The sequence below is a fragment of the Mesorhizobium sp. M0751 genome (genome assembly GCF_040320265.1).
Taxonomy (GTDB): Bacteria; Pseudomonadota; Alphaproteobacteria; order Rhizobiales; family Rhizobiaceae; genus Mesorhizobium.
Window position 1 is genome coordinate 54,169 of sequence record NZ_JAMYPH010000014.1, and the last position, 26,362, is coordinate 80,530.

A 26,362-nucleotide genomic window follows, 5' to 3' on the forward strand; every position below is an offset into this window, starting at 1 on the left:
GCGCCAACGCCGTGAGCATAGGTTCGCGTCCAGACCCGGCAGAGTTCATCCGGGCGAACATGCGGATCGCCCCCGTGCCCGCGCTTCCCGAAATCCGGCTTTACACCGCCCATCCGGGAAGCGGGCTCAGGCGGCTTGTCGAGTGGAACCAACACGCGACCGAAGAGGACGGGCCTGAACCGGAGCCACCGTACTGGGCCTATGTCTGGGCCGGCGGCGCGGTGCTCGCCCGCTACATATTCGACCGGCCGGAGACCGTGGCCGGCCGTCGCGTGCTCGACCTCGGCGCCGGTTCGGGTCTCGTCGGCATCGCGGCGGCGAAAGCCGGCGCCAGCGAGGTCGTCGCGGCCGAGATCGATCGCAATGGTGTGGTTGCGCTCGGCCTCAACGCGACGGCGAACGGCGTTGTGATCGCGACGATCTGCGAGGACATCACCAGCGGTCCGCCGCCACCTGTGGATGTCGTGGTGGTCGGCGACCTGTTTTACGCCCATGATCTTGCCGGCCGGGTCGTTCCTTTCCTCGACCACTGCCTTGCAGCCGGCATCGCCGTGCTGATCGGCGATCCGGGCCGCGCCTATCTGCCCCGCTCGCGGCTTCGCCTGCTGGCCGAATACGAGGTGCCGGATGTCGGCGAAGGCAGGAATGCAGCGATGAAACCGAGCGGCGTGTTCTCGTTCGGACCAGCCAGCTGCGAGTCTAGACCGTCTCGCTGACTCGGGCGGAAAGAAAATCAGGCAGATCGGCAACTGAATCGAGGATGACGTCGGCGATCTGCGACAGCGATTCCCGTGTGCCGGTGCCGGACAGTACGCCGATTGCCAGGCCACAGCCGCCGGCGCGCGCCATCTCCAGGTCGTGGCGATTGTCGCCGACCATTGCGATCGTCGCTGGCCTGAGCCCTGTCAGGTCCGAGAAGGCAAGGATCGTATCCGGCGCCGGTTTTGGATTGGCCACCGCATCGTAACCATAGGCGGCTTCGAAAAGCTGCGCGACGCCGAGCGTGACCAAGGTCTTTTCCGCGCCGCTGGTCGAGTCGTTGGTGGCGACGCCAAGCCGGTAAGATTTTCTGTGAAGCAGCCCGAGCGTCTCGACCACGCCCGGCAGCGCCACCGCCATTGCCGATCCCTGCGCCGAAGTGATGGCGTTGAAGCGGGCGACGGCAAGCATCTGGTCCTCGTCGGACAGCCGTGGAAACCACAGCTCGACGACGTCCATGTTGGTGCCGGAGGCAAAAATCGAATCCGGCTTGAAGCGCTTGGTGGCGAAGTCGAAACCCGCCGCCGCAAGCAGCCTGTCTGCTTTCCAGCGATCGCCTTCGGCCGCATCCATCGCCATGAAGTCGGCGATGCCCAGCCATGTCGCGTTGAAATCTACGAGCGTGCCGTCCTTGTCGAACAATATTCCCTTGATGTCCGCCAAGCTTTTCACTCCGGGCCGCGCAAGCGGTGAATGTATTCCACCAGTCCGGCAGTCGAGGCATCCCGCTTTGCGGCGTTCTCCTTGCCTTCAACGACAGGCAGCAGCCCGGTCGCCAGTTCCTTGCCGAGCTCGACGCCCCACTGATCGAAGGAGTTGATGTTGAACAACGTGCCTTCGACGAAGACGCGGTGTTCGTAAAGCGCAATCAGCCGCCCGAATGTGTGGGGATCGAGCTTCCTGTAGAGGATCGTCACCGAGGGGCGGTCGCCGGAGAAGACGCGGTGCGGAGCAATCCTTTCGACATCGGCCGGCTTCATGCCTTTCGCCAGCATCTGCGCGCTGGCTTCCTCAAGCGTGCGGCCCTTCATGAAGGCTTCCGACTGCGCCAGGCAATTGGCGAGCAGAAGGTCGTGGTGATGCTTCAGTTCCGGCTCGTGGCCGACGGCAGCGGCAAGGAATTCGACCGGAATGAAATCGGTGCCCTGATGCAGAAGCTGGAAGAAGGCATGCTGGCCATTGGTGCCGGGCTCGCCCCAGACCAGCGGGCCGGTCGGCGTCGTCACAGCGCCACCATCCAGGGTGACGCTCTTGCCGTTCGATTCCATGTCGAGCTGCTGCAGATAGGCCGGCAACCTGGATAGACGCTGATCGTAGGGGATGACGGCACGAGCCGGATATTTGCAGATCACGCGGTGCCACCAGCCAATCAGCCCCATCAGCGCCGGCAGGTTCTTCGCCAGAGGCGCGGTGCGGAAATGCTCGTCCATCTCATGGGCGCCGTCGAGAAAGGCGCGAAAATTCCGCGGGCCGACGGCGATCATCACCGGCAGACCGATCGCACCCCAGACGGAATAGCGGCCGCCGACCCAGTCCCAGAAGCCGAAGACGCGATCGGGCGCGATGCCGAATTTGGCGACCAGGTCGAGCGCCGTCGAGACGGCGGCGAAATGCTTGCCGACCGCTTCCTTGCCGAGCGCCTTCTCGACCCATCCGCGCGCCGTCTCGGCATTGGTCATCGTCTCGACCGTGGTGAAGGTCTTGGAGGCGATGATGAACAGGGTGGTTTCGGCGGAAAGACCCTTCAGCGTGTCATGGATGTGGGCACCGTCGATATTGGACACGTAATGCGCGCGCGGCCCGTCGTGATAGGGCGCCAGCGCCAGCGTCGCCATGGCCGGGCCGAGATCGGAGCCGCCGATGCCGATGTTGACGATGTCGGTGATCTTCTTGCCGGTCGCGCCGGCCGCCTTGCCGGAACGCACCGCGTCCGCGAAGGCACCCATCGCGTCGAGTACGGCAAGGACTTCCACCTTCACGTCCTGGCCGTCGAGCACGATGCCCTTGCCGGTCAGGTTGCGCAGCGCCGTGTGCAGCACGGCGCGGCCTTCGGTGACGTTGATCTTCTTGCCAGCAAACATCGCATCGCGCCGGCCTTCGAGGTCGGCGGCCTCAGCCAGCTTCTCCAGCAACTCCATCGTCCGCGCATCGACCGCGCATTTCGACCAGTCGAGCAGCAGGTCGCCGTCACTGGCGGAGAATTTCTCGAAGCGCTGCGGATCGGCGGCGAAAGCCTCGCGCATCGAGCCCGATTTGGCCGCACGATGATCGCGCAATGCGTCGAGCTGCTTTTGAAAGGACGGTTGATCCACTGCCTCGCTCCGGTTCTTGAGGTGCATCTTATCAGGCCGGATGTTTCCGGCGCGTGTCGTCGCGGCAAACTATCGGGTCGAATTCCATCTGTTTCAATGCGCAGCGATGCCGCAGCGCAGCGTGGGCCGACGCAAAGGATCACTGGCATAAATCCCAGCGATCAGAAAAATTGATTGGCGCAACACCTTGTGCCACCGGTACATTCGACTGGTCCAGCCAAGTGAAAAAAGCTGGCCATCGAGGAACATCCCCATGCCACAGCGAAACGACACGGCCATATGGTCCGGCCTGTTCCGGATTTCGGCGGAATCCGGTCAGACCCTGCAGGCGCAGATCCGTCAGGCGATCGTCGCCGCAATCCTCGACCGGCAGATCGCGGCTTCCATGCCGCTTCCGTCCTGCCGGATTCTTGCCGAAAAACTCGGTGTGGCGCGCGGCACCGTGGTGCTGGCCTTCCAGCAGCTGGTCGACCAGGGCTTCCTGGTGGCGCGCGAGCGCCGCGGCCATTTCGTCAATCCCGAAGTGCTGGCGACGCCGGCCAAGCCGCACCAAAAGGCGCCCGACCAGGCCAACGAGATCGACTGGAAGGCGCGCCGGCAGATCGCAGCGAGCGACATGCCACCGCCGGCCAAGCACGACAACTGGATCAAGTCGTCCTACCCCTTCGTCTATGGCCAGTTCGACCCGGCGCTGTTCCCGACCGCCGAATGGCGCGAGTGCAACCGCATGGCGCTGGCGGTGCTCGAAATCCGCAACTGGGCGTCCGACATGGTCGACCGCGACGATCCGCTCCTGATCGAGCAGATCCAGGCACGGCTGCTGCCGCGACGCGGCATCTTCGCCAATCCGGACGAGATCATCGTGACGCTGGGGGCGCAGAACGCGCTCTACATGCTGGCGACCCTGTTGATGACCAAGGGCTCGAAGGTGGCGATGGAGGACCCGGGCTATCCCGATGCACGTTCGATCTTCCGGCTGGCCGGTGCCGACATCCAGCCGGTTCCGGTCGACCACTCCGGCATCGTAACCTCGGCCATTCCCAATGATTCCGGCTTCGTCTTCGTCACGCCCAGCCACCATTGCCCGACCATGGTGCCGCTGTCGGCAGAGCGGCGGCAGGATCTTTTGGCGCGCGCCAACCGGCACAACCAGATAATCATCGAGGACGGCTATGACAGTCAGCTCCTGGACGAGGCGCCGCAGCAGGCGCTGAAGAGCCTCGATCGCTCCGGCCGCGTCGTCTATGTCGGCTCGATGTCGAAGACGCTGGCTCCCGGCCTCAGGCTCGGTTACATCGTCGCCTCGGCCGGGCTGATCTCCGAGCTTCGGGCGCTGCGCCGCTTCATGCTGCGCCATCCGCCGGCGAACAACCAGCGCGCCGTCGCGTTGTTCCTGTCGCTCGGCCATCACGAAGCGCTGGTGCGGCGGCTGTCGAGTGCCTTCGACGAGAGGCGCAAGCGTCTGGTCCATGCGATTTCCGCCTTCCTGCCGGAATGGCGCTCGACCGATTCGGCCGGCGGCACGTCGCTCTGGCTCGAGGGGCCGCGCGGCACCGATTCGCGTGGACTGGCGGAGGCCGCAGCCTCGCGCAGCGTCATCATCGAGCCCGGCGACCGCTTCTTCGATCGCACCGAAAAGCCTTCGCGTTTCATGCGCTTGGGCATTTCCTCGATCGCGTTGCAGCACATCGAGCCCGGCATCCGCGAACTGGCGACGGCAGCTGGGCGCAGGCCGGCAGCGGCTTGATCTCCCTTCCCCGACCGGATCCTGGCGCATGTAGTGCGGCTCCGGTTCTTTAGCTCCTTGGCATATGCGACGGGACCGGCTGGCACATAGGCTGTGCCAATGCCGGCGGCATAGTCGCTGTATAGAGGGGACGAAGCAGGCCGATGGTGGACCAACCGCCGCGCCCGCTCCGCAGCTAAAGTTGGAGTGCCTTCATGCCAATGGCCCATGAGAAGCAGGACGTGTCCGCAGACCAGCGTTCGCGGCGGTCCGGCGGGCGCGAGGCGCGCCGCGCCATGCGGGCGGCACCGCTCGCCGACGACGTCAAGCCGGTGCGCGCCGGCCTCGAAGGCGGAAGCTACAGCCCGCTCAGCGGCAATGATTGCGAACGTATCCACGAGGCCGTGCTTACCCTTCTGGAGACAGTCGGTTTCGCCAATGCGATCCCCTCCTGCATCGAGGCACTGACCAAGGCCGGCGCGACCCTCAGTGAGGACGGCCGCCTGCGCTTTCCTCGCGGCCTTGTGCTCGACACCATCAAGAAAGCGGTGCGGCATTTCACCCTGCACGGCCAGGATCCGAAGCATGACATGGTGATCCAGGGCAAGCGCGTGCATTACGGCACGGCTGGTGCTGCGGTGCATCTCGTCGATGTCGAAAAGCGTGAGTACCGCGAGTCGCTGCTGCAGGACATTTACGATGCCGCGCGCCTGGTCGAAGGGCTCGACAACATCCATTTCTTCCAGCGGCCGATGGTGCCGCGCGACATTCCCGACCCGCTCGAAATGGATTTCAACACGCTCTACGCCTGCGTTATGGGCACGTCGAAGCATGTCGGTACCTCGTTTACCGTGCGCGAGAACGTCAAGCCGGCGCTCGACATGCTCTATGCGATCGCGGGCGGCGAAGAGAATTTTCGCGCGCGGCCCTTCGTCTCCAATTCGAACTGCTTCGTAGTACCACCGATGAAGTTTGCCGAGGACGCCTGTGGCGTTCTCGAAGCCTGCGTCGAGGGCGGCATTCCGATCCTGCTGCTGTCGGCAGGCCAGGCGGGTGCGACGGCGCCGGCGGCGATTGCCGGCGCCGTGGTGCAGGCGGTCGCCGAAGTGCTCGTCGGCCTCATCTACGTCAACGCCATCAAGCCAGGCCATCCGGCGATTTTCGGTACCTGGCCGTTTGTCTCGGATCTCCGGACCGGCGCCATGTCGGGCGGTTCGGCCGAGCAGGCGGTATTGACCGCGGCCTGCGCGCAGATGGCGCAATTTTACGACCTGCCGGGCGGTTCGGCCGCCGGCATGACAGATTCGAAACTGCCTGACATTCAGTCCGGCTACGAAAAGGGCATAACCGACGTGATGGCCGGTCTTGCAGGCCTCAACCTGGTTTACGAATCGGCCGGCATGCACGCCTCGCTGCTCGGCTTTTGCCTTGAGAGCCTGATCATCGACAACGACATGCTCGGCCACTGCCTGCGCTGCGTGCGCGGCATCGAAGTGACGGACGAGTCGCTGTCGATCGACACCATTGCCGATGTCTGCCTGAAGGGCCCGGGCCATTATCTCGGCAACGAGCAGACGCTGCGGCTGATGCAGACCGAATATTTCTATCCGGCCGTCGGCGACCGCTTTTCGCCGAAGGAATGGAATGAGAAAGGCAGGCCCGACATCTTGCAGCGGGCGATCATCGAGAAGAAACGCGTGCTTGCCGAACGCTTCCCGCGCCACGTGCCGAAGCCGGTCGACGACAAATTGCGCGCCCGCTTCGGCGATATGATCAAGCTGCCGCGCGGCAGAATGGGCGGCTGACGCTCTATCCGCTTGCCGCCAGCAACAAGACACCGGCCAGCGCCGATCCGGCAAGCGTCGGCAGCATGCCGATCTTCAGCTTCAGAATGGCGATCATCGAGGCACAGGAAAGCAGCGCCGCGCGCCAGTCTATCGATGAAAGCACCGGCACGTCCATTCCAAGCCCGACATTGCGCACTTCGCCGAAGATGACGTGCAAGCCGAACCATAGAGCGAGATTCATGATAACGCCGACGACGGCGGCGGTGATTGCGCCGAGCGCCGCCGACAACGCCTTATTGCCGCGCAGCGCTTCGATGTAGGGCGCGCCAAGAAATATCCACAAGAAGCACGGCGTAAATGTCGCCCACAATGTGAGCAATGCCCCAAGCGCGCCGGCGAGCAGCGGAGTAACCGCACCGGAGTGGCGGAAGGCGGCAACGTAACCGACGAACTGCAATACCAGGATCAGCGGGCCGGGCGTGGTTTCGGCAAGCCCAAGGCCGTCGACCATTTCACCCGGTGCGAGCCAGCCGAAGGACTCGACCGCTGCCTGCGCGACATAGGCAAGCACGGCGTAGGCGCCGCCAAAGGTGACGACCGCCATGACACTGAAGAAGCCACCGATTTGCGTCCAAACGCTGGCAGGGCCGGTGACAGCCCAGACCAGCAGAACAGGCCCCAGCCAGATCGGCAGCCAGATCGCTAAAGTGCGCGGCGCGTGCCATCGCGTCGGCCTGACGTGGGTCAGTTCGCCGCGCTCGAACATCAGATCGACCGCGCCCTTTATGTCGGGAACATCGCCCTTGCCATGCGAAGCGCCGGAAAAAAATGCCGGCGCACTACGGTTGCCGATCCAGCCTGCCAGGCCGGCAAGCAGCACGATCAGCGGAAACGGCACGTTCAACGCGTAGATGGCGATGAAGGCGGCGAGTGCGATCGACACCATGACCGGGTTTTTCAGCGCGCGTCTGCCGATCCGGATCACCGCCTCGATGACAATGGCGAGCACGGTCGCCTTGACTCCGAAAAACAGCGCCGCGACGAGTGGTACATCGCCGTAGAGCGCATAGAGGCTGCTCAGGACGAACATGACAAGCGCGCCCGGCACGACGAAGAGAATGCCGGCAACAAGGCCGCCGACCGTTTTGTGCAGCAACCAGCCGATATAGATGGCGAGCTGCTGGGCCTCGGGGCCAGGCAGCAGCATGCAGTAGTTCAACGCATGCAGGAAACGCCGTTCGCCGATCCAGCGCCGTTCCTCGACCAGTTCCTTGTGCATGAGCGCGATCTGCCCGGCCGGGCCGCCAAAGCTGAGCACCCCGATTTTCGCCCAGACCTTCACGGCCTGCCGGAAGCTCGGCACAACCGGCTCCTGGATCTCCGCCGGCTTTTTCGACAGGACGGCGCTCACGATGGTTTGCCTGCGCCGAGACTGACGGCGCCGGCCGCCGGCCAGTTATGCGTCTCCTCGGTGGCATCGCGGCACCAGCGGAAGAACGCATCGTAAAGCAGCATGCCGGCCTCGAGCTGCTCCAGATCGTCGCGAAACATCCGCGACAGGCCAAGCGAGGCGGCCAGGAACCCGGCCGCCTGCGGAACAAGATCGAGGCTCGCAGTATCGGCAGCGCGTATGATCGTGGCCAGGCGATCGAGCGCTTCGGATCTAAGCCCGAACTCCTCGATCATGGTGTCGAAAGTGCAGCGTTCTCCGCGGTGGCTCCAGAACACGTTCTCGATGTCGAAAGGCACGGCCTGAAAGCGATCGGCGACGGCCGCCACTTCGGCCGGCTCGACGAAGAGAAAGACCGCGTGAGGATCGATGAAGCGCCGGATCAGCCAGGGGCAGGCGATGCGATCGACCTTCGGGCGCGTACGCGTCACCCAAACGGTGCGGCCCTTGGCATCGGCCGGCGGTATCTTGTCGGCGTGAACGAGAAGGCCCTTGGCATCGCGCCATGCTTCAAACCCGCCGTCGAGCGACTCGGCGGCAGTGCCCTCGTACCGCAGCCACGCGACTACGCCTTGCGAGAGCTTTTTTCCCTGCTGGCAGACGACGGTCACTTGCCTGCCGGCGAAGTCGGCAGCCCAGTTCGAGACACTCCTGAAATCACGCCGATCCGACCCCGGCAGCAGGCGCGGATCGGCGTTGTAGTCATCATCGATGCGGACGTCGATGATTGCGGGTGCACCCGGCAGCCCAATCAGACGGGACAGTTGCGATACGGTGATAGCGGTTGTTGACGGCATGGCGTCCACCTCCTTGAAAGAGAAGCTTGGACGCGAACGTTGGGCTGACGCCTCACGGGGTCGTCGCGATGCACCCCTTGCGATGATCGTGGATTTGTCACGCCCGCTTGTCAAGCATTCTGCCTGATCTTGATACGTCCAGCTTGCCGGACGCCCGATAAAAAGCGAGACAGCCGAGACGAAATTCCTGCTGCAGGCGATCCTCACTCCTGCTCGATCGACTTGGCGCACTCGTTGAGCAGCACCAGCGCTTCGGCAAGACCTTCGGTGCGAAAGACCAGCGGCTGTTCGACACCCGTCACCCGCACGGTCATCGATCCGGCGCCGGCGATGGCCTTCTGCTCGTCCGTCGTCAGCGCATGGTCGAAGTCGACGATGTAGTCGACCGTGGTCATCGCGGTCATTTCCAGCGGCGTGTCGCCGTTGCCAAGTTGCAGCGTCGCGGTGACGGGCATGTCGTCCTTGACGGCACCCGGCCACAGGAACACGCGCATGACAATTCCCGTCCAGTCGCGCGTGCGCCCGAAATTCAGGCCGTTATAGGGCGTGGCGGCGAATTCAACCGGATCGCGGTTGGACGCGTTGCACCAGCGCCCAGCGACCGCAACCGTCCAGCCATTGGCCGTTACCGGAAATTCGGTGGCTGAAGCGACGAACGGCAACAACGAAGCAGCCGGTAAAAGAGCTGTACGCAGCAGTTTTCCCGGCCGCCTCATGCGACGGATCCTGGTCAGTGATTGTCCCTCGGTACGCCGCTCGTATGAGCCACATCCTGGTATTTCACCGCCGGCTTCAGCACCATGCCTTCGGAAAACTGATCGACCATGCCGCGCTGGATTTCCTGCCACGGCGTCTGGTGCTTCGGATAGTGATAGCCGCCATTGTTTTGCAGGTCGGCGCGGCGCCGTGTGATCTCGTCGTCGCTGACGAGGATGTCGGCGGTACCTTTGCGCAGGTCGATGCGGACGCGGTCGCCGGTCTTCAGCAGCGCCAGGCCGCCGCCGATGGCGGCTTCCGGCGAGGCGTTGAGGATCGATGGCGAGCCCGACGTCCCCGACTGGCGACCGTCGCCGATACAGGCCAGCGCGTGGATGCCCTTTTTGATCAGATAGGCAGGCGGCTGCATGTTGACGACTTCGGCGCCGCCGGGATAGCCGATCGGGCCGGCGCCACGCATAAACAGGATGGTGTGCTCGTCGATGCCCTGTGCCGGGTCGTCGATGCGGGCGTGATAGTCCTCGGGGCCGTCGAAGACCATGGCGTTGCCCTCGAAGGCTTCGGGGTCCTTCGGGTTCGACAGATAGCGCTCGCGGAATTCGGGCGAGATGCCGCTGGTCTTCATGATCGCCGAATCGAACAGATTGCCCTTGAGGTTGATGAAGCCGGCATTGGCTTTCAGCGGCTCGGCAACCGTGCGGATGACGTCGAGGTTCTCGTTGACGGCGCCGCTGCAATTGTCGCCGATGGTCTTGCCGTTAGCTGTCATGGCTTCCGGATAGGGCAGCAGGCCGCCCTTCATCAGTTCGGCGACCACGGCCGGCACGCCGCCGGCATGGTGATAGTCCTCGCCGAGATATTCGCCCGTCGGCTGCAGATTGACGATGAGCGGTATGTTGAGGCCGACCTTCTGCCAATCGTCATTGTCGAGCGGCACGCCGAGATGGCGGGCGATGGCGTTGAGGTGGATCGGCGCATTGGTCGAGCCGCCGATCGCCGAGTTGACGACGATGGCGTTCTCGAAGGCCTTACGGGTCATGATGTCGGAGGGCTTCAAATCCTCATGCACCATGTCGACGATGCGCTTTCCGGTCTCGTAGGCGATCTGGCCGCGTTCGCGATAGGGGGCGGGGATAGCGGCCGAGCCCGGCAATTGCATGCCGAGCGCCTCGGCCAGCGAATTCATCGTGGTGGCGGTACCCATCGTGTTGCAATAGCCGGTCGACGGCGCCGAGGAGGCAACGATATCCATGAACTCGTCATAGCCAATCTCGCCGGCCGACAGGCGCTGGCGCGATTCCCAGACGATAGTGCCGGAGCCGGTGCGCTTGCCCTTGTGCCAGCCGTTGAGCATCGGGCCGACCGAAAGCGCGATAGCCGGAATGTTGACGGTGGCCGCGGCCATCAGCATGGCCGGCGTCGTCTTGTCGCAGCCGATGGTGAGCACCACGCCGTCGAGCGGATAGCCGTAGAGCACCTCCACCAGGCTGAGATAGGCAAGGTTGCGATCAAGTGCAGCAGTCGGCCGCTTGCCGGTCTCCTGGATCGGGTGGCAAGGGAACTCGAAAGGAATGCCACCCATCGAGACGATGCCTTCGCGCACGCGCTTGGCCAGTTCGATGTGATGGCGGTTGCAGGGCGACAGGTCCGAGCCGGTCTGGGCGATGCCGATCAGCGGCTTGCCGGACATCAGTTCGGCCCGCGTCAGCCCGTAATTCAGGTAACGTTCCAGATAGAGTGCCGTCATGCCCGGATTGTCGGGATTGTCGAACCACTCCTGCGAGCGAAATTTTTTCTTGTGGGGGGGGGCGCCTGCCATCGTGGTCTCCGTATTTGTATGACAAATCGATATGACAACGCGCGGGAGCAGGCAAGGGGCACGCGCCATCCGAATCCGCTCTTTGGTACGAAAGACATACATCCGCCTCCGCGCTAGACGGGATCGTGGTTTGTCAGTCCGCCATCCCGGAAAAGTTGGAGCGTGTCGCCGCGGCCCCCCGGCCCTACGGGCCACCCTCCCCTCAAGGGTCTACTTGGGGAGGACATCCGTATCACTCGAATACGATGCTCGGCACTGCAGCCTCGGCCGCGCCGCGCTCTTCATTGACGCGGTCCCAGACCTTGGCGGCGATGTCGCGGTAGATTTTCGCCTCGGCGCCATCGGGTTTCGAGACCACCACCGGCGTGCCGGCATCGGAGCTTTCGCGGATGCCCATCTCGAGCGGCACTTCGCCAAGGAAGGTGACGCCGAGACGCTCGGCCTCGCGGCGCGCGCCGCCATGGCCGAAGATGTCGTAGCGTTTTCCCGTATCGGGGGCGAGAAAATAGCTCATGTTTTCGACTATACCCAATAGCGGCACGTCGACCTTTCTGAACATGTTGAGGCCTTTGCGCGCATCGATCAGGGCCAGGTCCTGCGGCGTCGAGACAATGACGGCGCCAGCCAGCGGCACCTGTTGGGCCATGGTCAGCTGGGCGTCGCCGGTGCCGGGCGGCATGTCGACGACGAGCACATCAAGCGGTCCCCATTCGACCTCGCGCAGCATCTGCGTCAATGCCGACATCACCATCGGCCCGCGCCAGATCATCGGCGTCTCCTCATCGACGAGGAAGCCCATCGACATGACCTTGAGGCCATAGTTCTGCATCGGCTTCAGGATCTTGCCGTCGACGGTCTGCGGCCTGCCACGAATGTTGAGCAGACGCGGCATGGAAGGGCCATAAATATCGGCATCGAGCACACCGACCCGCAGCCCGTTGGCGGCAAGCCCAAGGGCGATATTGACGGCGGTGGTCGACTTGCCGACGCCGCCCTTGCCGGAAGCGACGGCGATGATCGCCTCGATGCCGGGTACGCCGCGCTTGCCGTGGCTGTGCGAGGCGGGCGCCTGCGGCGCGGGACGCGCAGGTGCGGCCGGCGGAGCGGGCCTCTGAGCCGGTCTTTGCGGAACCGGCGCCTCCATGCCACCGCCCTTCTTTTCAGCCGTCAGCGCGACCACGGCGCCGGCAACACCGGGAATCGCCTTGACGACGCGCTCGGCCGCCGCACGCAGCGGTTCCATCTCCTGGGCACGGGCAGCGGGAACGGTGATCGAAAAGAACACCTTGGCATCGGCAATGAAAATCTCGGAAACCAGGCCGAGGTCGACGATATTGCCGGTGAAATCCGGCCCATTGACCGTCTTCAGGCGCTCGATAACGATTTCCTTGGTCACGTTTTCATTGGCGGCGGGCATGAGTTCTTTCCTCTACTTTTCCGCTCCAGATAATGCAGTTCCGGAACAGAACCAAGCAATGGACCAACAGTTGCAGCAGCGTATCAGGGAGGCGGCGACCATATGACGGCATTTCCAGTGGGAGTGGCCGTCGCCAAATCGTCAACGCAGCCTATTTCAATGGACAGGGAATGACCGCCAGGGAAGGAGACGAACCATGCTCGCAAACAGCAACGCAACGGCCAATCTCGCTGTGAAGGACCTGGCCAAGGCCAGGGCTTTCTACGAAGGGGTGCTCGGCCTGAAAGAGGTGCACAATGAAGGTGGCGAACTGATCGTCTATAAAAGCGGCGATACCAGCATCAACGTCTACCGTTCGAACTTCGCTGGAACCAACAAGGCGACAGCTGTGACCTGGACGGTCGGCGATGAACTCGGCAAGATCGTTGAGGCATTGAAATCGAAGGGCGTGACCTTCGAGCATTACGACATGCCAGGCCTGACGCTGGAGGGTGACGTTCATGTCGGTCAGGGCATGAAGGTCGCATGGTTCAAGGATCCGGACGGCAACATCCTGAACCTTGTGGATAGGTAGATACGGCGCATCGCCTGCCGCGCAGTGCTACGGTGCTGTCACCTTGCCAGGCCGAGCGCAAGGTAGGTGAGAGCCGCGATCGCCGCGGTTGCCGGCAGGGTGACGATCCATGCCACCACGATGTTGCCGGCAATGCCCCAGCGAACGGCGGAGACGCGGCGGGCGGCGCCGACGCCGATGATGGCGCCGGTGATCGTATGGGTAGTCGATACCGGAATACCGAGCCAGGTGGCGGCAAACAGCGTGATCGCTCCGCCGGTCTCGGCGCAGAAACCCTGCATCGGGTTCAGCCGGGTGATCTTCGAGCCCATTGTGTGGACGATACGCCAGCCGCCGAGCAACGTGCCCAGCGCCAGCGCCGACTGACAGGTGATGACGACCCACAGCGGCACGTAAAAATGCGCGCCGAGCATGCCTTGCGAATAGAGCAGCACGGCGATGATGCCCATGGTCTTCTGCGCGTCGTTGCCGCCATGGCCGAGCGAATAGAGCGAGGCGGAAAAGAACTGCATGACGCGGAAGGTGCTGTCGACGGCGAATGGTGTCTGCCGCAGGAACAGCCAGGAGACCGCGAGGATCAAGACGAGCGCCAGCAGAAAGCCTGCCGCCGGCGATAGCACGATGGCCGCCGTGGTCTTGCCCAACCCGGCCCAGACGATGGCGCCGGTGCCTGCCTTGGCAACGCCGGCGCCGACCAAACCGCCGATCAGCGCGTGCGAGCTGCTGGACGGGATGCCGACGAGCCAGGTGACGATATTCCAGACGATGGCGCCGACAAGTGCTGCGAAGATCACTGCCGGCGTGACGATGCTGGCGTCGATGATGCCGGTTCCCAGCGTCTCCGCCACGTGAAGACCGAAGAACATGAAGGCGATGAAATTGAAGAAAGCCGCCCAGAACACCGCATAATGCGGCCGCAGCACCCGGGTGGAGACGATGGTGGCGATCGAGTTGGCGGCATCATGCAGGCCGTTGAGGAAATCGAAGAACAGCGCGACGACGACAAGGCCGACCAGCACGGGAAAGGCTATTGCGGCTTCCACTATACGTTCTCGATGACGATGCCGCTGATTTCGTTGGCGACGTCCTCGAAGCGGTCGACCACCTTTTCCAGTTGGCCGTAAATCTCGCTGCCGATCAGATAGGCCATCGGGTCGCTGCGGCCGTGCCGCTTGAACAGGTCCTTCAGGCCTTGCTCGTGCAGGTCATCGGCTCGGCCTTCGGCGCGCATGACTTCCTCGGCGATGGCATTGAGGCGCACCGTATGCGCCCCGACCTTGCCGAGCAGCGGGATCGCCTCGGCCACCAACTTGGCGGCCTCGACGATGACGCCCCCCATTTCCTGCATCAGCGGGTCGAATTCCTTCTTTTCGAACAGCCTTACCGTCTTGACGGTCTTGTGCATCATGTCGATGGCATCATCCATCGACTGGATCAGGTCCTTGATGTCGCCGCGATCGAAGGGCGTGATAAAGGAGCGGCGCACGGCCAGCAGCACTTCCGCCGTGATCTGGTCGGCTTCGTCCTCGAGATCGATGATCGTCTGACACCAGCGGTCGATGTCGTTGCCCTGCAAAAGCTGCTGCAGTGCCTCGGCGCCGCCGACCACGGTGCGGGAATGCCGCTCGAACAGGTCGAAGAAGCGATCTTCGCGCGGCAAAAGCTTGCGGAACCAGCCCAGCATGTTCGGTCTCCCGTCGTGTCCAGTCCACGACCCGTCTCATCCACATAGCGCCGCATTCCATCGCGGGAAACAGTAAGCCGGCTGAAAGATGTGGATGCGGACGATTTACAGAGGCGGCTTGCGGCCGAAGGCGATTTCCACGACGTTGCGCGCTACGATCGGACACAGCGTCCGTGACAGGCTCCCGACGGCATGATCGACAAGCTGGAATTCTTCATAGCACTTGCCAGGGAAGAACATTTCGGCCGGGCGGCGGAGGTGTGCGGCGTCACCCAACCGACGCTTTCGGCCGGCATCAAGCAGCTGGAGGGCCAGCTCGGCGTGATGCTGGTGCTGCGCGGCTCGCGCTTCCAGGGGCTGACGCCGGAAGGCAAGCAGGTGCTGGTTTGGGCGCGCCGCATCGTCGGCGACAGCAGGACCATGCGCGAAGAGATGCGGGCGGCACGCCACGGCCTGTCGGGGCGCATCCGTATCGCGGCGATCCCGACGGCGCTCGCCATGGTGGCGCGATTGACGACACCGTTTCGGGCAAAGCACCCCGGCGTCACCTTTTCGGTGCTGTCGCGGACCTCGATCGAGGTGCTGTCGCTGCTCGGCAATTTCGACATCGACGCCGGCATCACCTATCTCGATAACGAGCCGCTCGGGCGCGTCACCAGCGTGCCGCTATACGACGAGCGCTACCAGCTGATCACCGCGGTCGGGAACCCCTATTTCGACCGCGACAAAGTGACATGGGCGGAACTCAGCCAGCTGCCGCTCTGCCTGCTGACGCCGGACATGCAGAACCGCCGCATCATCGACCAGCATCTGGCCGAAGCCGGCGTGCAGGTGCGGCCGACATTGGAATCCAACTCGATGATCGTGCTGTTTTCGCATATCCGCACCGGCAAATGGTCGTCGATCATGCCGCTTAACCTTGCGGAAACGTTCGGCTTTTCCGAGCCGATCCGGGCTATCCCGATCGTCGAGCCGGATGCCAGCCACACCGTCGGGTTGGTGGCGGCGCCGCGCGAGCCGCACACGCCGCTGGTCTCGGCGCTGTTGGACGAGGCAATGGCGCTGGCGGACGATTTCCGCGCCCGTCGCTAGGCTAGAAAATGCTGGTGACCGCCAACGATAGAAAATTTCTATCGAGCAACGGATCGGCTTTATTGATTTAGCGGGTTTCCTCTGATTTCCTAAGCACTTAGCGGAAGACCGCCACGACCAGGGAGGGCGCTGCATGACGATGCAGCCTGCAAGTACCGAGATCGCATCGCGCACGGCGGCGATCATCCACGAGCTAAAAAGCCTCGAAGGCCCGCTGTTGCCGATCCTGCACGGCATACAGGAAGAGTTCGGCTATGTGCCGCAGGAGGCGCTGCCGGTCATCGCCGAGGCGCTGAACATCTCCAGGGCCGAGGTGCATGGCGTCGTCACCTTCTATCATGATTATCGCAGCCAGCCGGCCGGCCGGCATGTGCTGAAGCTTTGCCAGGCGGAAGCCTGCCAGTCGATGGGTTCGGATGCGATTGCCGCCAAGCTCAAGCAATTGCTGGGCATCGGTTTTCACGAGACAACCCGCGACGGTTCGGTGACGCTGGAGCCGGTCTATTGCCTCGGCCTTTGCGCCTGCTCGCCGTCGGCGATGCTGGACGGCGAGGTGATCGGGCGGCTCGATGACGAAAAGCTCAATGAAATCGTTGCCGAGGTGCGCTCATGATCCCGCGTATCTACATTCCCGGCGATTCCGGCGCGCTGGCGCTGGGTGCGGAAAAGGTCGCCAAGGCGGTTCGGGCGGAATTGGCCGAGCGCGGCATCGAGGCCAAGATCGTGCGCAACGGCTCGCGCGGCGCCTATTTCCTCGAGCCGATGGTCGAAGTGGCGACAGCTAATGGCCGCGTCGCCTACGGGCCGGTGAAGCCCTCAGACGTCAAAAGCCTGTTCGACTGCGGCTTCCTCACCGGCGGCCACCACAAGCGCTGGCTGGGCGCACCGGACAAGATCCCGTTCCTGGCCAAACAGACGCGGCTGACCTTTGCGCGCTGCGGCGTCACCGATCCGCTGTCGCTCGATCACTACAAGGCGCATGGCGGGCTGAAGGGCCTGCAGAATGCGGTGGCCATGACGCCGGCCGATGTCGTCAAGCAGGTGACCGAGTCCGGGCTGCGCGGTCGTGGCGGCGCCGGCTTCCCGACCGGCATCAAGTGGAAGACGGTGCTCGACACGTCGGCCGACCGCAAATACATCGTCTGCAATGCCGATGAAGGCGATTCCGGCACGTTCGCCGACCGCATGATCATGGAAGGCGACCCCTTCGTGCTGATCGAAGGCATGGCGATCGCCGGCCTCGCCACCGGCGCGACCAAGGGCTTTATCTATATCCGCTCCGAATACCCGCATGCGGTGGCGGTGATGCAGAAGGCCGTCGAGATCGCCCGCAAGGCCGGCGTGCTCGGCATCAATGTGCTCGGCTCGGCCAATTCATTCGACATGGAAGTCCGCGTCGGCGCCGGTGCCTATGTCTGCGGCGAGGAGACCGCGCTGCTCGACAGCCTCGAAGGCAAGCGCGGACAGGTGCGGGCCAAGCCGCCACTGCCGGCGCACAAGGGCCTGTTCGGCAAGCCGACGGTGATCAACAACGTCATCTCGCTGGCCTCGGTGCCGGTGATCATGGACAAGGGCGCCGTCTTCTACAAGGATTTCGGCACGGGCCGTTCGCGCGGCACCATCCCGATCCAGATTGCCGGCAACGTCAAGTATCCCGGTCTCTACGAGGCCGCATTCGGCATGACGCTGGGTGAGATCGTCGACGATATCGGCGGCGGCACGGCGACCGGGCGTCCGGTCAAGGCTGTGCAAGTGGGTGGCCCGCTCGGCGCCTATTTCCCGCGCGCCCTGTTCGACACGCCGTTCGACTACGAGGCGTTTGCCGCCAAGGACGGGCTGATCGGCCATGCCGGCATCGTCGTTTTCGACGACAGCGCCGACATGCTGAAGCAGGCACGCTTTGCCATGGAATTCTGCGCCATCGAGAGCTGCGGCAAGTGCACGCCGTGCCGCATCGGCTCGACGCGCGGCGTCGAGGTGCTGGACCGGCTCGCCCAGAGCGTCGAACCGGAAAAGCAGATCGCGCTGGTCACCGACCTTTGCAACACGATGAAGTTCGGCTCGCTTTGCGCTCTCGGCGGCTTCACCCCATATCCAGTGATGAGTGCACTCAACCATTTCCCGGACGACTTTCGGCCGACGCCGGTCGCCGAAGCAGCGGAATAGGAGCGGACAGGCATGAACGCGGCATTCGACATCAAATCGCTGGTCCAGGAAATCGACTACGGCACGCCCGCCTCCGAAGCGGAACAAAAGGTGACGCTGACGGTTGACGGCAAGTCGGTAACGGTGCCGGCGGGGACCTCTATCATGCGCGCTTCGATGGAAGCGGGCGTCGAAATCCCGAAACTCTGCGCCACCGACATGCTGGACTCGTTCGGCTCTTGCCGGGTCTGCCTCGTCGAGATCGATGGGCGCGGCGGCACGCCGGCCTCGTGCACGACGCCGGTCGGCGAGGGCATGGTCGTGCATACACAGAGCGACCGGCTAGACGCCATTCGCCGCGGCGTGATGGAACTCTACGTCTCCGACCACCCGGCGGCGTGGGGCGAGAAGGCCGGCACCGGCGCCAGCGAGTTCGACAAGGTCGCCAGGACGGTCGGCCTGACCGAGAACCGCTATGGCGTGGACGGCCGCAACCACGTCAAGCAGGAAAACGGCGTGGCGCCCGGCCATGGCTCGCTGACCATCGACTATATCGCCCGTGATGAATCGAACCCCTATTTCACCTACGATCCGGCGCAGTGCATCGTCTGCTCGCGCTGCGTGCGCGCTTGCGAAGAGGTACAAGGCACGTTCGCGCTGACCATCGAGGGGCGTGGCTTCGAATCCAGGGTCTCGGCCGGCATGCACGAGACGTTCGTCGATTCCGAATGCGTGTCGTGCGGGGCCTGCGTGCAGGCCTGCCCGACCGATGCGCTGAGGGAAAAGACCGTGCTGGCGAAAGGCCTGCCCGAGCGCTCGACCGTCACCACCTGCGCCTATTGCGGCGTCGGCTGCTCGTTCAAGGCCGAGGTCAAGGGCGACGAGGTCATCCGCATGATGCCCTACAAGGCAGGCAAGGCCAACCACGGCCACTCCTGCGTCAAGGGCCGCTTCGCCTATGGCTACGCGACGCACAAGGACCGTATCCTGAAGCCGATGATCCGCGAGCGGGTCAGCGATCCGTGGCGCGAAGTGTCGTGGGAAGAGGCGCTCACCCATACGGCGAATGAATTCCGCCGCATCCAGTACCAGTACGGCCGCACCTCGATCGGCGGCATCACCTCCTCGCGCTGCACCAACGAGGAGACCTACCTCGTCCAGAAGCTGGTCCGGCAGGGCTTCCGCAACAACAATGTCGACACCTGCGCCCGCGTCTGCCATTCGCCGACCGGCTATGGCCTCGGCCAGACCTTCGGCACCTCCGCAGGAACGCAGGACTTCGATTCGATCGAGCAGACGGACGTCATCCTGCTGATCGGCGCCAATCCGACCGATGCGCATCCGGTATTCGCCTCGCGCATGAAGAAGCGCATGCGCCAGGGCGCCAAGCTGATCGTGCTCGATCCGCGCCGCACCGATATCGTGCGCTCGGCCCATGTCGAAGCACAGTTCCATCTGCCGCTGAAGCCGGGCACCAACGTCGCCATGCTGACGGCGCTCGCCCATATCATCGTCACCGAAGGCCTGTTCGACGAGGCTTTCATCCGCGAGCGCTGCGACTGGGACGAGTTCCAGGACTGGGCATCGTTCGTGGCGCTGCCGGAAAACAGCCCGGAGGTGGTCGGCCAGCTCGCCAATGTCGATCCCGACGACATACGCGGCGCGGCGCGGCTCTACGCCCGCGGCGGCAACGGCGCGATCTATTACGGCCTCGGCGTGACCGAGCACAGCCAGGGCTCGACCACCGTCATCGCCATTGCCAATCTCGCCATGGCGACCGGCAATATCGGCCGGCCGGGCGTCGGCGTGAACCCGCTGCGCGGCCAGAACAATGTGCAGGGCTCCTGCGACATGGGCTCGTTCCCGCACGAGCTTCCCGGCTATCGCCACATCTCAGGCGACGCCGTGCGCGCCATCTATGAGAGCCTGTGGGGCGTCAAGCTCGACGACGAGCCCGGCCTGCGCATCCCCAATATGCTGGACGCGGCCGTCGACGGCTCGTTCAAGGGGCTCTATGTACAGGGCGAGGACATCCTGCAGTCGGACCCCGACACCAAGCATGTCGCAGCGGGTCTCGCCGCGATGGAATGCGTCGTCGTGCACGACCTCTTCCTCAACGAGACGGCCAATTACGCGCATGTGTTCCTGCCCGGCTCGACCTTCCTCGAGAAGGACGGCACCTTCACCAATGCCGAGCGCCGCATCAACATGGTGCGCAAGGTGATGGAGCCGAAATGCGGCTATGCCGACTGGGAAGCGACGCAGGAACTCGCCAAGGCGCTCGGCCTCGGCTGGAACTACACGCATCCGTCTGAGATCATGGACGAGATCGCCAAGACAACACCGAGTTTCGCCGGCGTCTCCTTCGACCTTCTCGACCGGGTGGGCTCGGTGCAGTGGCCCTGCAACGAGAAGTCGCCGGAGGGCACGCCGATCATGCACATCGGCGGCTTCGTGCGCGGCAAGGGCAAGTTCATCCGCACCGAATACGTCGCGACCGACGAAAGGACCGGACCGCGCTTCCCGCTGCTGCTGACCACCGGCCGCATCCTGTCGCAATACAATGTCGGCGCGCAGACTAGGCGCACGGAGAACGTGGTCTGGCATAGCGAGGACCGGCTGGAGATCCATCCGCACGACGCCGAAAATCGCGGCCTGCGCGATGGCGACTGGGTGCGGCTGACCAGCCGCTCCGGCGAGACGACGCTGCGCGCGCTGATCACCGAGCGGGTGTCGCCGGGCGTCGTCTACACGACCTTCCACCATCCCGGCACCCAGGCCAACGTCATCACCACCGACTTCTCCGACTGGGCGACCAACTGCCCGGAATACAAAGTGACCGCGGTTCAGGTGGGTGCATCCAACGGCCCGTCGGAATGGCAGCGCGACTATGATAAGCAGGCAAAGCAAAGCCGCCGCATTGCGAAGTTGGAAGCGGCGGAGTAGTCCTTGACCGCGCGCCGCAAAGCCATTGCGCAGATCAGCCGCCTCGCGCGCCGCGCGGGCGGCACCGCGGCCGCCAACCGCATGGTGCCGGAAGAGACGCCGGTGGCGTTCTCCTTTGCCGGCACCACGCATGCGGTGATGATGGCAAGCCCGGCCGATTTCGAGGATTTCGCGCTCGGCTTCTCGCAGACCGAAGGCATCATTGCCTCGCCGGACGAAATCGAAGCGATCGAGGTCGAGGACCACGGCGCCGGCATCGATATCCAGATCAGGCTGAAGGACAGCGCCAACACCCGCTTCGAGGCGCGTCGCAGACGGCTGGCCGGCCCGGTCGGCTGCGGGCTGTGCGGCATTGAATCCATCGAAGAGGCGATGCGCTCGGTCGATCCGGTCGGTGCGTCGACACTTACACTTCGGGCCGACGACATCGTCCGCTCGGTCAAGCTGCTGTCGAAGCTGCAGCCGCTGCACGCCGAGACCGGCGCGGTCCACGCCGCCGGCTTCTATATGCCTGGCAAGGGCATCGTCATGGCGCGCGAGGATGTCGGCCGCCACAATGCGCTGGACAAGCTGGCCGGCGCGCTGGCCAGGGCCGGCATCGATGGCGCCGGCGGTGCGGTCGTCGTCACCTCGCGCGTTTCGGTCGAGATGGTGCAGAAGACCGCGGCAATCGGCTCGGCCGTCATCATCGCCGTCTCGGCGCCGACCGCGCTTGCCATCCGCACCGCGGACGATGCCGGCATGACGCTGGTGGCGCTGGTGCGCGGCGATGATTTCGATATTTTCACCCATCCTGACCGCGTGGTTTCCGGAGTTGCCAAGCATGTCGCATGACGAAGGCCACCTCATGAGCACCAGCGAAAAGCTGGTTCGCATGGCCAACCAGATCGCCGCCTTCTTCCACTCCAAGCCGCGCGAGCAAGGCATTGCCGGCGTCGCCGAGCACATCAACAAGTTCTGGGAACCGAGGATGCGCCGGCAATTGTTCGAGATGCTTGATAGCGGCGGCGAAGGGTTCAATGAGCTTGTCGTCGCGGCTGCGCCACACATCAAGCGGCCGGGCGCGCCGGAGGGCGCAGGTTTTAGCGTCGGCGGAGCGAACACCGAGACCGCCGCGTCACAGAAGTAGGTGCCGCGGGCCTACATTCACTCGCTCTAAAGTTTCATCTGCCGCAAGCTGCGCGGCTCTGCTATGATCCGGCGATAAGAAATCGTCCGGTCGGGCGGACAACTCGTGAGGCCGATCGAAACTCGATACGCGCTTAGCGGCGACGTGCGGATCGCCTATCAGGTGGTCGGCCAGGGATCGCTCGATCTCGTCTTCGTGCCGGGTTTCATTTCCAACCTCGACCTGCACTGGGAAGACGAAGGCTACACCCGGCTGTTGAGGCGGCTTTCCGAGTTCTCACGGCTGATCCTGTTCGACAAGCGCGGCACCGGTCTGTCCGACCGCGTCGATGTCCACCACCTGCCCAGCCTCGAAACCCGTATGGACGATGTGCGCGCGGTGATGGACGCGACCGGCAGCGGCCGCGCCGCCTTGCTCGGCGCTTCGGAAGGCGCGCCGATGGCAATGCTGTTCGCCGCCACCTACCCCGAGCGGACGCGGGCGCTGGCGCTTTATGGCGGCTATGCGCATTTCCACAAATGGGTGATGCCGCCGGAGCGCCTGGAGGCCTTCATCGCGACGGCGGAGACCGCATGGGGCACCGGCGCCACCCTGCCGCATTTTGCACCCGGCCGCGTCGACGATCCGCGTTTCGCCACATGGTGGGCGCGCTTCGAGCGGCTGTCGGCGAGCCCGACGGCGGCAATCGCCCTGGCCCGCATGAATGCGGCAATCGACGTGCGCGGCGTGCTGGCGGCGATCAGTGCACCGACGCTTCTGGTCCACCGCCGCAACGATGCACGCGTCGACCCGGAGGCCAGCCGCTTCCTGGCAAGGAAGATCCCGAATTCGCGATTGGTCGAGGTGCCCGGGCGCGACCACCCGATCTGGACCGGCGATGTCGACCGGGTGGCCGATCTGATCGAGGAGTTCCTGACCGGAGCGCGCGCCGTTGCCGAGGCCGAGCGCGTGCTGGCTGCACTGCTGGTCACCCGGATCTACGACACGGCGCGGATTGGCGACCGCATGTGGAGCGAGCGCGGCCAACGCTTCCTGGAAAGCTGGCGGCTGCTGGTCGGGCGCCATGGCGGTCGCTCGGTCGGCACGCATGGCGAGTTGATGATGGCGCGCTTCGACGGCCCGGCGCGGGCCGTACGCTGCGCGGCGGCGCTGCGCGATGCGGCGCAGGAGATCGGCGTCGCCAGCGCGCAGGGCGTGCATGTCGGCGAGGTCGAGTTGCGCGGACCGCCGACGGGGTTGACGGCGCGCGTGACGATGCAGCTTGCCGCGCATGCCGGGCGCGGCGACATCCTTGCGTCGCGGCTGGTCTCCGAACTTGCCGCCGGTTCAGGCCTTCATTTCAGCGACGCCGGGCGCATCGCGCTTGACGAGCTGGATGAGCCGCTGGCGCTGGTGCAGGCGACCTCGGAACAGCATCTGGAGCCTGCCTGCCGCCCAAAGGCCAAGGCGACCGAGCCTGCCGCGTTGACGGCGCGCGAAAGCGAGGTGGTGAACCTGATCGCCGACGGCAAGAGCAATGCCGCGATCGCCGCCGAACTCGGGCTGAGCGAACACACGGTCAAGCGTCACGTCGCCAATATTCTGCTCAAGCTGGACCTGCCGTCGCGGGCGGCGGCGGCGGCGTTCTCGGCCCGGCACGCTGGCCCGCACGGGCCATAGGAGCCATGGCGCTTTCGGGCGAAGCGGCCGGGCATGCATAAGCGCTATCACTTCGTCCCATGCAGGCCAGGCGGATATCGCCGGGAAAGGCGCTGCGAAGGGAGAAATAAAATGCTGAAGTCGACACTCAAATCGCTGGTGCTGGCGGCGGGCGTTGGCGGGCTGCTGGCGATAGTTCCTGCCAAGGCCGAGGACGCCTCGGCGACGGCTGCCTACAAGGACATCCAGGCAACGCTGGGCTCGGTGCCGGACATGTTCAAGACGCTGCCGGACGTCGCCGTCGCCGGCGCATGGGCCGAGATCAAGGGCGTGCAGCTCAACCCGAACACCGCTCTCGACGGCAAGACCAAGGAATTGATGGGCCTCGCCGTCGCCTCGCAGATCCCATGCCAGTACTGCATCTATTTCCACACGCAGGCGGCCAAGCTCAACGGCGCCAGCGACGAGGAGATCAAGGAGGCGGTGGCGATGGCTGCGATCGTGCGCCACTGGTCGACGATGCTCAACGGCAGCCAGGTCGATCTCGCCACCTTCAAGAAGCAGTCCGACGAGGTGTTCGCGGCCGTCAAGGCAAAGTCGCAGTGAAGAAACCGCTGCCCGGCGGCGAGCGCCGGGCAGTGCCGGATCAATCAATCGCCCGATCGTAAGACCGGCTCACGGAGGGTAAAATGCTGACCAATACACAGACGATAGACGGCGCTGCGATCAAGAAGGCGATCGAGGGCCGTGATGGAAAATTGCTGGCGAGCTTCTATGCCGACGATGCGGTGGTGCGGGTGATCGACCGTAACAACCCGCCGAGCAAGCCGCGCGAAATCCGCGGGCGCACGGCGATCACCACGTTCTGGGACGACATCTGCAGCCGGGCGATGACCCACAAGGTCGACACCACCATCGCCGACGGCAACAATCTCGCCTTCACCCAGGCCTGCGCCTATCCGGACGGGACCAAGGTGTTCTGCGCGGCGATGCTGGAGCTGAAGAACGGCCTGATCGCGCGGCAGACCGTCGTTCAGGCATGGGACGAGTGAGGCGGCCATGTTCGCCAAGATCAACGCGCGCGCCAATGGGTCAAGAAGATGGAGCCCTACCGCATCGTGGAATAGCTTCTCTCCGGTTTGCTCCCTTCGCCCCGTCACTTACGGGGAGAAGGTGGCGGCAGCCGGATGAGGGGCAGCGCCACATCTACAATTACGCGGAGTGCAAAAACCTACTCGCTCTCACCCTCCAGCGCCGGCACGGACACACCGGCAAGCTCCGCTGCCAGCAGCCGCGCGGCACCGGCGCGCGCGATCCTCAGCATCAGCGCCTTGCGCGTCGCCGCCGCCATGCGGTGTTCGGGCGCATCGCGCAAAATCTCGGCACCATAGCCGTCGGAGAGAATGAAGCCGCACTCTTCCGGAAAGATTTCCTGGGGCACGCCGGGATGCGTGGCGAAGAAGAAGCGGTCGGAATGCAGCCGGTAATCCGGCCATTTGCGGTCGACCCTGAAATCCTCGACCGAGGATTTGATCTCGATGATCCAGATGTCGCCCTGGCGGGTCAGTGCCACAAGATCGGCACGTCGGCCGGTGGCCAGCGACAGTTCGGGCAAGACATGCGCGTCCATCTGCTTGAGCAGCCGCTGGACGCCACGCCGGACCAGCATGGCACGCTCCGACTGGCGGCCGTCGATGAGCGGGTTGAGGGGTAGAGGTGAGATGATCGGCATGGCGGCACCATGCCAGATTTTGTTCACGGTTTGAACCCGGTTTTTTGGGGCGATTATGTACTTTACAAACAGGAAGGTCTGAAGACGCGGGTAGCCCCCTCTTCGGGGTCGATCACCAACACAACGTTTTCTGGGTTTTGCCAAGGCAGCGACATCACGTAGGCCGCAAAGTCGTCTTCGGAGAAATGGTTGAAGCCGCCGCCAGCTACAAACATTTGCGGATGCTTGCTGCCGCCGAAGCTAGCCTCGACGCTGTTAAGTTGTTGGAAGGGGCCGGCGCGCTCCGCCAGCCACTCCTGTATGCGCTCGAAAAGAACGGGCTGACCGTTCGGGCTCGAACAATCTTCAGCAATAGATGTACAAAGCACCACACCGCTGACGACGCTCATTGTGACTCATCCATTGCCTAACGGGCCTTCTTGCCTTTCGGCTTTGGTTTTGGGGCGAGCGGCATGTGCGCCAGCTTGCCCATCAACGTGTACATAATCGCCTTTTTGGGGGCGATTATCGGGCTGACAAACCTAATCTGCAAAATACTGTGGAGCGGGCGCTACAAGGCCCGCCCTTCCACAAGGCGGGCCGCTCGCGTTATGAATGCGGTTCCTACTAGCGAGGGGAGCTATGTTTTCGCGAGGCGT

The 26,362-nt window shown here is 64.1% G+C and carries 24 protein-coding genes; 13 read left to right on the forward strand and 11 right to left on the reverse strand.

What is annotated here, in order from left to right; translation table 11 throughout:
- Positions 1 to 59: 59 nt before the first annotated feature.
- Entirely contained in the window at positions 60 to 716 is a 657-nt protein-coding gene (locus NKI19_RS21150) for a class I SAM-dependent methyltransferase (RefSeq protein WP_352488082.1), read from the forward strand.
- Here NKI19_RS21150 and NKI19_RS21155 read toward each other — a convergent pair.
- Both NKI19_RS21155 and pgi read right to left on the reverse strand, forming a co-directional pair.
- On the reverse strand, positions 700 to 1,422 hold the full coding sequence (locus tag NKI19_RS21155; RefSeq protein ID WP_352488081.1) for an HAD family hydrolase: 723 nt from the start codon (positions 1,420 to 1,422) through the stop codon (positions 700 to 702). The genes NKI19_RS21150 and NKI19_RS21155 overlap by 17 nt on opposite strands.
- A 5-nt stretch (positions 1,423 to 1,427) precedes the next feature.
- On the reverse strand, positions 1,428 to 3,071 hold the full coding sequence (gene pgi, locus NKI19_RS21160; protein ID WP_352488080.1) for a glucose-6-phosphate isomerase: 1,644 nt from the start codon (positions 3,069 to 3,071) through the stop codon (positions 1,428 to 1,430).
- 253 nt (positions 3,072 to 3,324) lie between these two features.
- Here pgi and pdxR point away from each other — a divergent pair, with 253 nt between their 5' ends.
- Positions 3,325 to 4,818, forward strand: a complete 1,494-nt coding sequence (gene pdxR, locus NKI19_RS21165; RefSeq protein ID WP_352488079.1) for a MocR-like pyridoxine biosynthesis transcription factor PdxR — start codon at positions 3,325 to 3,327, stop codon at positions 4,816 to 4,818.
- A 194-nt stretch (positions 4,819 to 5,012) separates the two neighbouring features.
- Entirely contained in the window at positions 5,013 to 6,602 is a 1,590-nt protein-coding gene (locus NKI19_RS21170) for a trimethylamine methyltransferase family protein (protein ID WP_352488077.1), read from the forward strand.
- 4 nt (positions 6,603 to 6,606) lie between these two features.
- Here NKI19_RS21170 and chrA read toward each other — a convergent pair whose 3' ends face one another.
- From chrA to NKI19_RS21195, 5 genes are all read right to left on the reverse strand, one after another.
- Complete coding sequence (gene chrA, locus NKI19_RS21175; protein ID WP_352488076.1) at positions 6,607 to 7,995, reverse strand: chromate efflux transporter; 1,389 nt, start codon at positions 7,993 to 7,995, stop codon at positions 6,607 to 6,609.
- Positions 7,992 to 8,831: a chromate resistance protein ChrB domain-containing protein gene (locus tag NKI19_RS21180; RefSeq protein WP_352488075.1), complete on the reverse strand. Its 840-nt coding sequence runs from the start codon at positions 8,829 to 8,831 to the stop codon at positions 7,992 to 7,994. The genes chrA and NKI19_RS21180 overlap by 4 nt, the downstream gene beginning before the upstream one ends.
- Positions 8,832 to 9,034: 203 nt before the next feature.
- Positions 9,035 to 9,547, reverse strand: coding sequence for a hypothetical protein (locus tag NKI19_RS21185; RefSeq protein WP_352488074.1), 513 nt, complete (start codon positions 9,545 to 9,547; stop codon positions 9,035 to 9,037).
- A 14-nt stretch (positions 9,548 to 9,561) separates the two neighbouring features.
- The gene (locus NKI19_RS21190; protein WP_352565207.1) at positions 9,562 to 11,367 is read right to left on the reverse strand and encodes an IlvD/Edd family dehydratase; all 1,806 of its coding nucleotides are present in this window, start codon (positions 11,365 to 11,367) and stop codon (positions 9,562 to 9,564) included.
- Positions 11,368 to 11,599: 232 nt separating this feature from the next.
- On the reverse strand, positions 11,600 to 12,784 hold the full coding sequence (locus NKI19_RS21195; RefSeq protein WP_352488071.1) for an Mrp/NBP35 family ATP-binding protein: 1,185 nt from the start codon (positions 12,782 to 12,784) through the stop codon (positions 11,600 to 11,602).
- A gap of 196 nt (positions 12,785 to 12,980) precedes the next feature.
- Between NKI19_RS21195 and NKI19_RS21200 the strand changes: the two genes are divergently transcribed.
- Positions 12,981 to 13,358 (forward strand): VOC family protein, encoded by a 378-nt coding sequence (locus NKI19_RS21200; protein ID WP_352448526.1) that lies wholly within the window; start codon positions 12,981 to 12,983, stop codon positions 13,356 to 13,358.
- Positions 13,359 to 13,396: 38 nt separating this feature from the next.
- Here NKI19_RS21200 and NKI19_RS21205 read toward each other — a convergent pair whose 3' ends face one another.
- Together NKI19_RS21205 and NKI19_RS21210 are read right to left on the reverse strand one after the other, a co-directional pair.
- Entirely contained in the window at positions 13,397 to 14,401 is a 1,005-nt protein-coding gene (locus tag NKI19_RS21205) for an inorganic phosphate transporter (RefSeq protein WP_352488068.1), read from the reverse strand.
- A complete protein-coding gene (locus NKI19_RS21210; RefSeq protein WP_254816177.1) occupies positions 14,401 to 15,042 on the reverse strand; it encodes a DUF47 domain-containing protein in 642 nt (213 codons plus the stop codon). The genes NKI19_RS21205 and NKI19_RS21210 overlap by 1 nt, the downstream gene beginning before the upstream one ends.
- 192 nt (positions 15,043 to 15,234) lie before the next feature.
- Here NKI19_RS21210 and NKI19_RS21215 point away from each other — a divergent pair, with 192 nt between their 5' ends.
- The 9 genes from NKI19_RS21215 to NKI19_RS21255 all read left to right on the forward strand — a co-directional run bounded on the left by NKI19_RS21215 (position 15,235) and on the right by NKI19_RS21255 (position 25,044).
- Complete coding sequence (locus tag NKI19_RS21215) at positions 15,235 to 16,134, forward strand: LysR family transcriptional regulator (RefSeq protein WP_023717897.1); 900 nt, start codon at positions 15,235 to 15,237, stop codon at positions 16,132 to 16,134.
- Between the two features lie 133 nt (positions 16,135 to 16,267).
- Positions 16,268 to 16,747, forward strand: coding sequence for a formate dehydrogenase subunit gamma (locus tag NKI19_RS21220; RefSeq protein ID WP_352488066.1), 480 nt, complete (start codon positions 16,268 to 16,270; stop codon positions 16,745 to 16,747).
- On the forward strand, positions 16,744 to 18,300 hold the full coding sequence (locus NKI19_RS21225; protein WP_352488064.1) for a formate dehydrogenase beta subunit: 1,557 nt from the start codon (positions 16,744 to 16,746) through the stop codon (positions 18,298 to 18,300). Before NKI19_RS21220 ends, NKI19_RS21225 begins: the two co-directional genes overlap by 4 nt.
- 12 nt (positions 18,301 to 18,312) lie before the next feature.
- The gene (fdhF, locus tag NKI19_RS21230) at positions 18,313 to 21,225 is read left to right on the forward strand and encodes a formate dehydrogenase subunit alpha (RefSeq protein ID WP_352488062.1); all 2,913 of its coding nucleotides are present in this window, start codon (positions 18,313 to 18,315) and stop codon (positions 21,223 to 21,225) included.
- A gap of 3 nt (positions 21,226 to 21,228) precedes the next feature.
- On the forward strand, positions 21,229 to 22,059 hold the full coding sequence (gene fdhD / locus NKI19_RS21235) for a formate dehydrogenase accessory sulfurtransferase FdhD (RefSeq protein ID WP_352488060.1): 831 nt from the start codon (positions 21,229 to 21,231) through the stop codon (positions 22,057 to 22,059).
- Positions 22,049 to 22,354, forward strand: coding sequence for a formate dehydrogenase subunit delta (locus tag NKI19_RS21240; RefSeq protein ID WP_352488059.1), 306 nt, complete (start codon positions 22,049 to 22,051; stop codon positions 22,352 to 22,354). Before fdhD ends, NKI19_RS21240 begins: the two co-directional genes overlap by 11 nt.
- Positions 22,355 to 22,459: 105 nt before the next feature.
- On the forward strand, positions 22,460 to 24,013 hold the full coding sequence (locus NKI19_RS21245) for an alpha/beta fold hydrolase (protein ID WP_352488058.1): 1,554 nt from the start codon (positions 22,460 to 22,462) through the stop codon (positions 24,011 to 24,013).
- Positions 24,014 to 24,124: 111 nt separating this feature from the next.
- The gene (locus NKI19_RS21250; RefSeq protein ID WP_352488056.1) at positions 24,125 to 24,598 is read left to right on the forward strand and encodes a carboxymuconolactone decarboxylase family protein; all 474 of its coding nucleotides are present in this window, start codon (positions 24,125 to 24,127) and stop codon (positions 24,596 to 24,598) included.
- Between the two features lie 83 nt (positions 24,599 to 24,681).
- Entirely contained in the window at positions 24,682 to 25,044 is a 363-nt protein-coding gene (locus NKI19_RS21255) for a nuclear transport factor 2 family protein (protein ID WP_352488055.1), read from the forward strand.
- A gap of 179 nt (positions 25,045 to 25,223) precedes the next feature.
- Here NKI19_RS21255 and NKI19_RS21260 read toward each other — a convergent pair whose 3' ends face one another.
- Both NKI19_RS21260 and NKI19_RS21265 read right to left on the reverse strand, forming a co-directional pair.
- Positions 25,224 to 25,724, reverse strand: a complete 501-nt coding sequence (locus NKI19_RS21260) for an MmcB family DNA repair protein (protein ID WP_352488561.1) — start codon at positions 25,722 to 25,724, stop codon at positions 25,224 to 25,226.
- A gap of 62 nt (positions 25,725 to 25,786) precedes the next feature.
- Positions 25,787 to 26,113 (reverse strand): hypothetical protein, encoded by a 327-nt coding sequence (locus NKI19_RS21265; RefSeq protein ID WP_352488046.1) that lies wholly within the window; start codon positions 26,111 to 26,113, stop codon positions 25,787 to 25,789.
- Positions 26,114 to 26,362 lie beyond the last annotated feature (249 nt).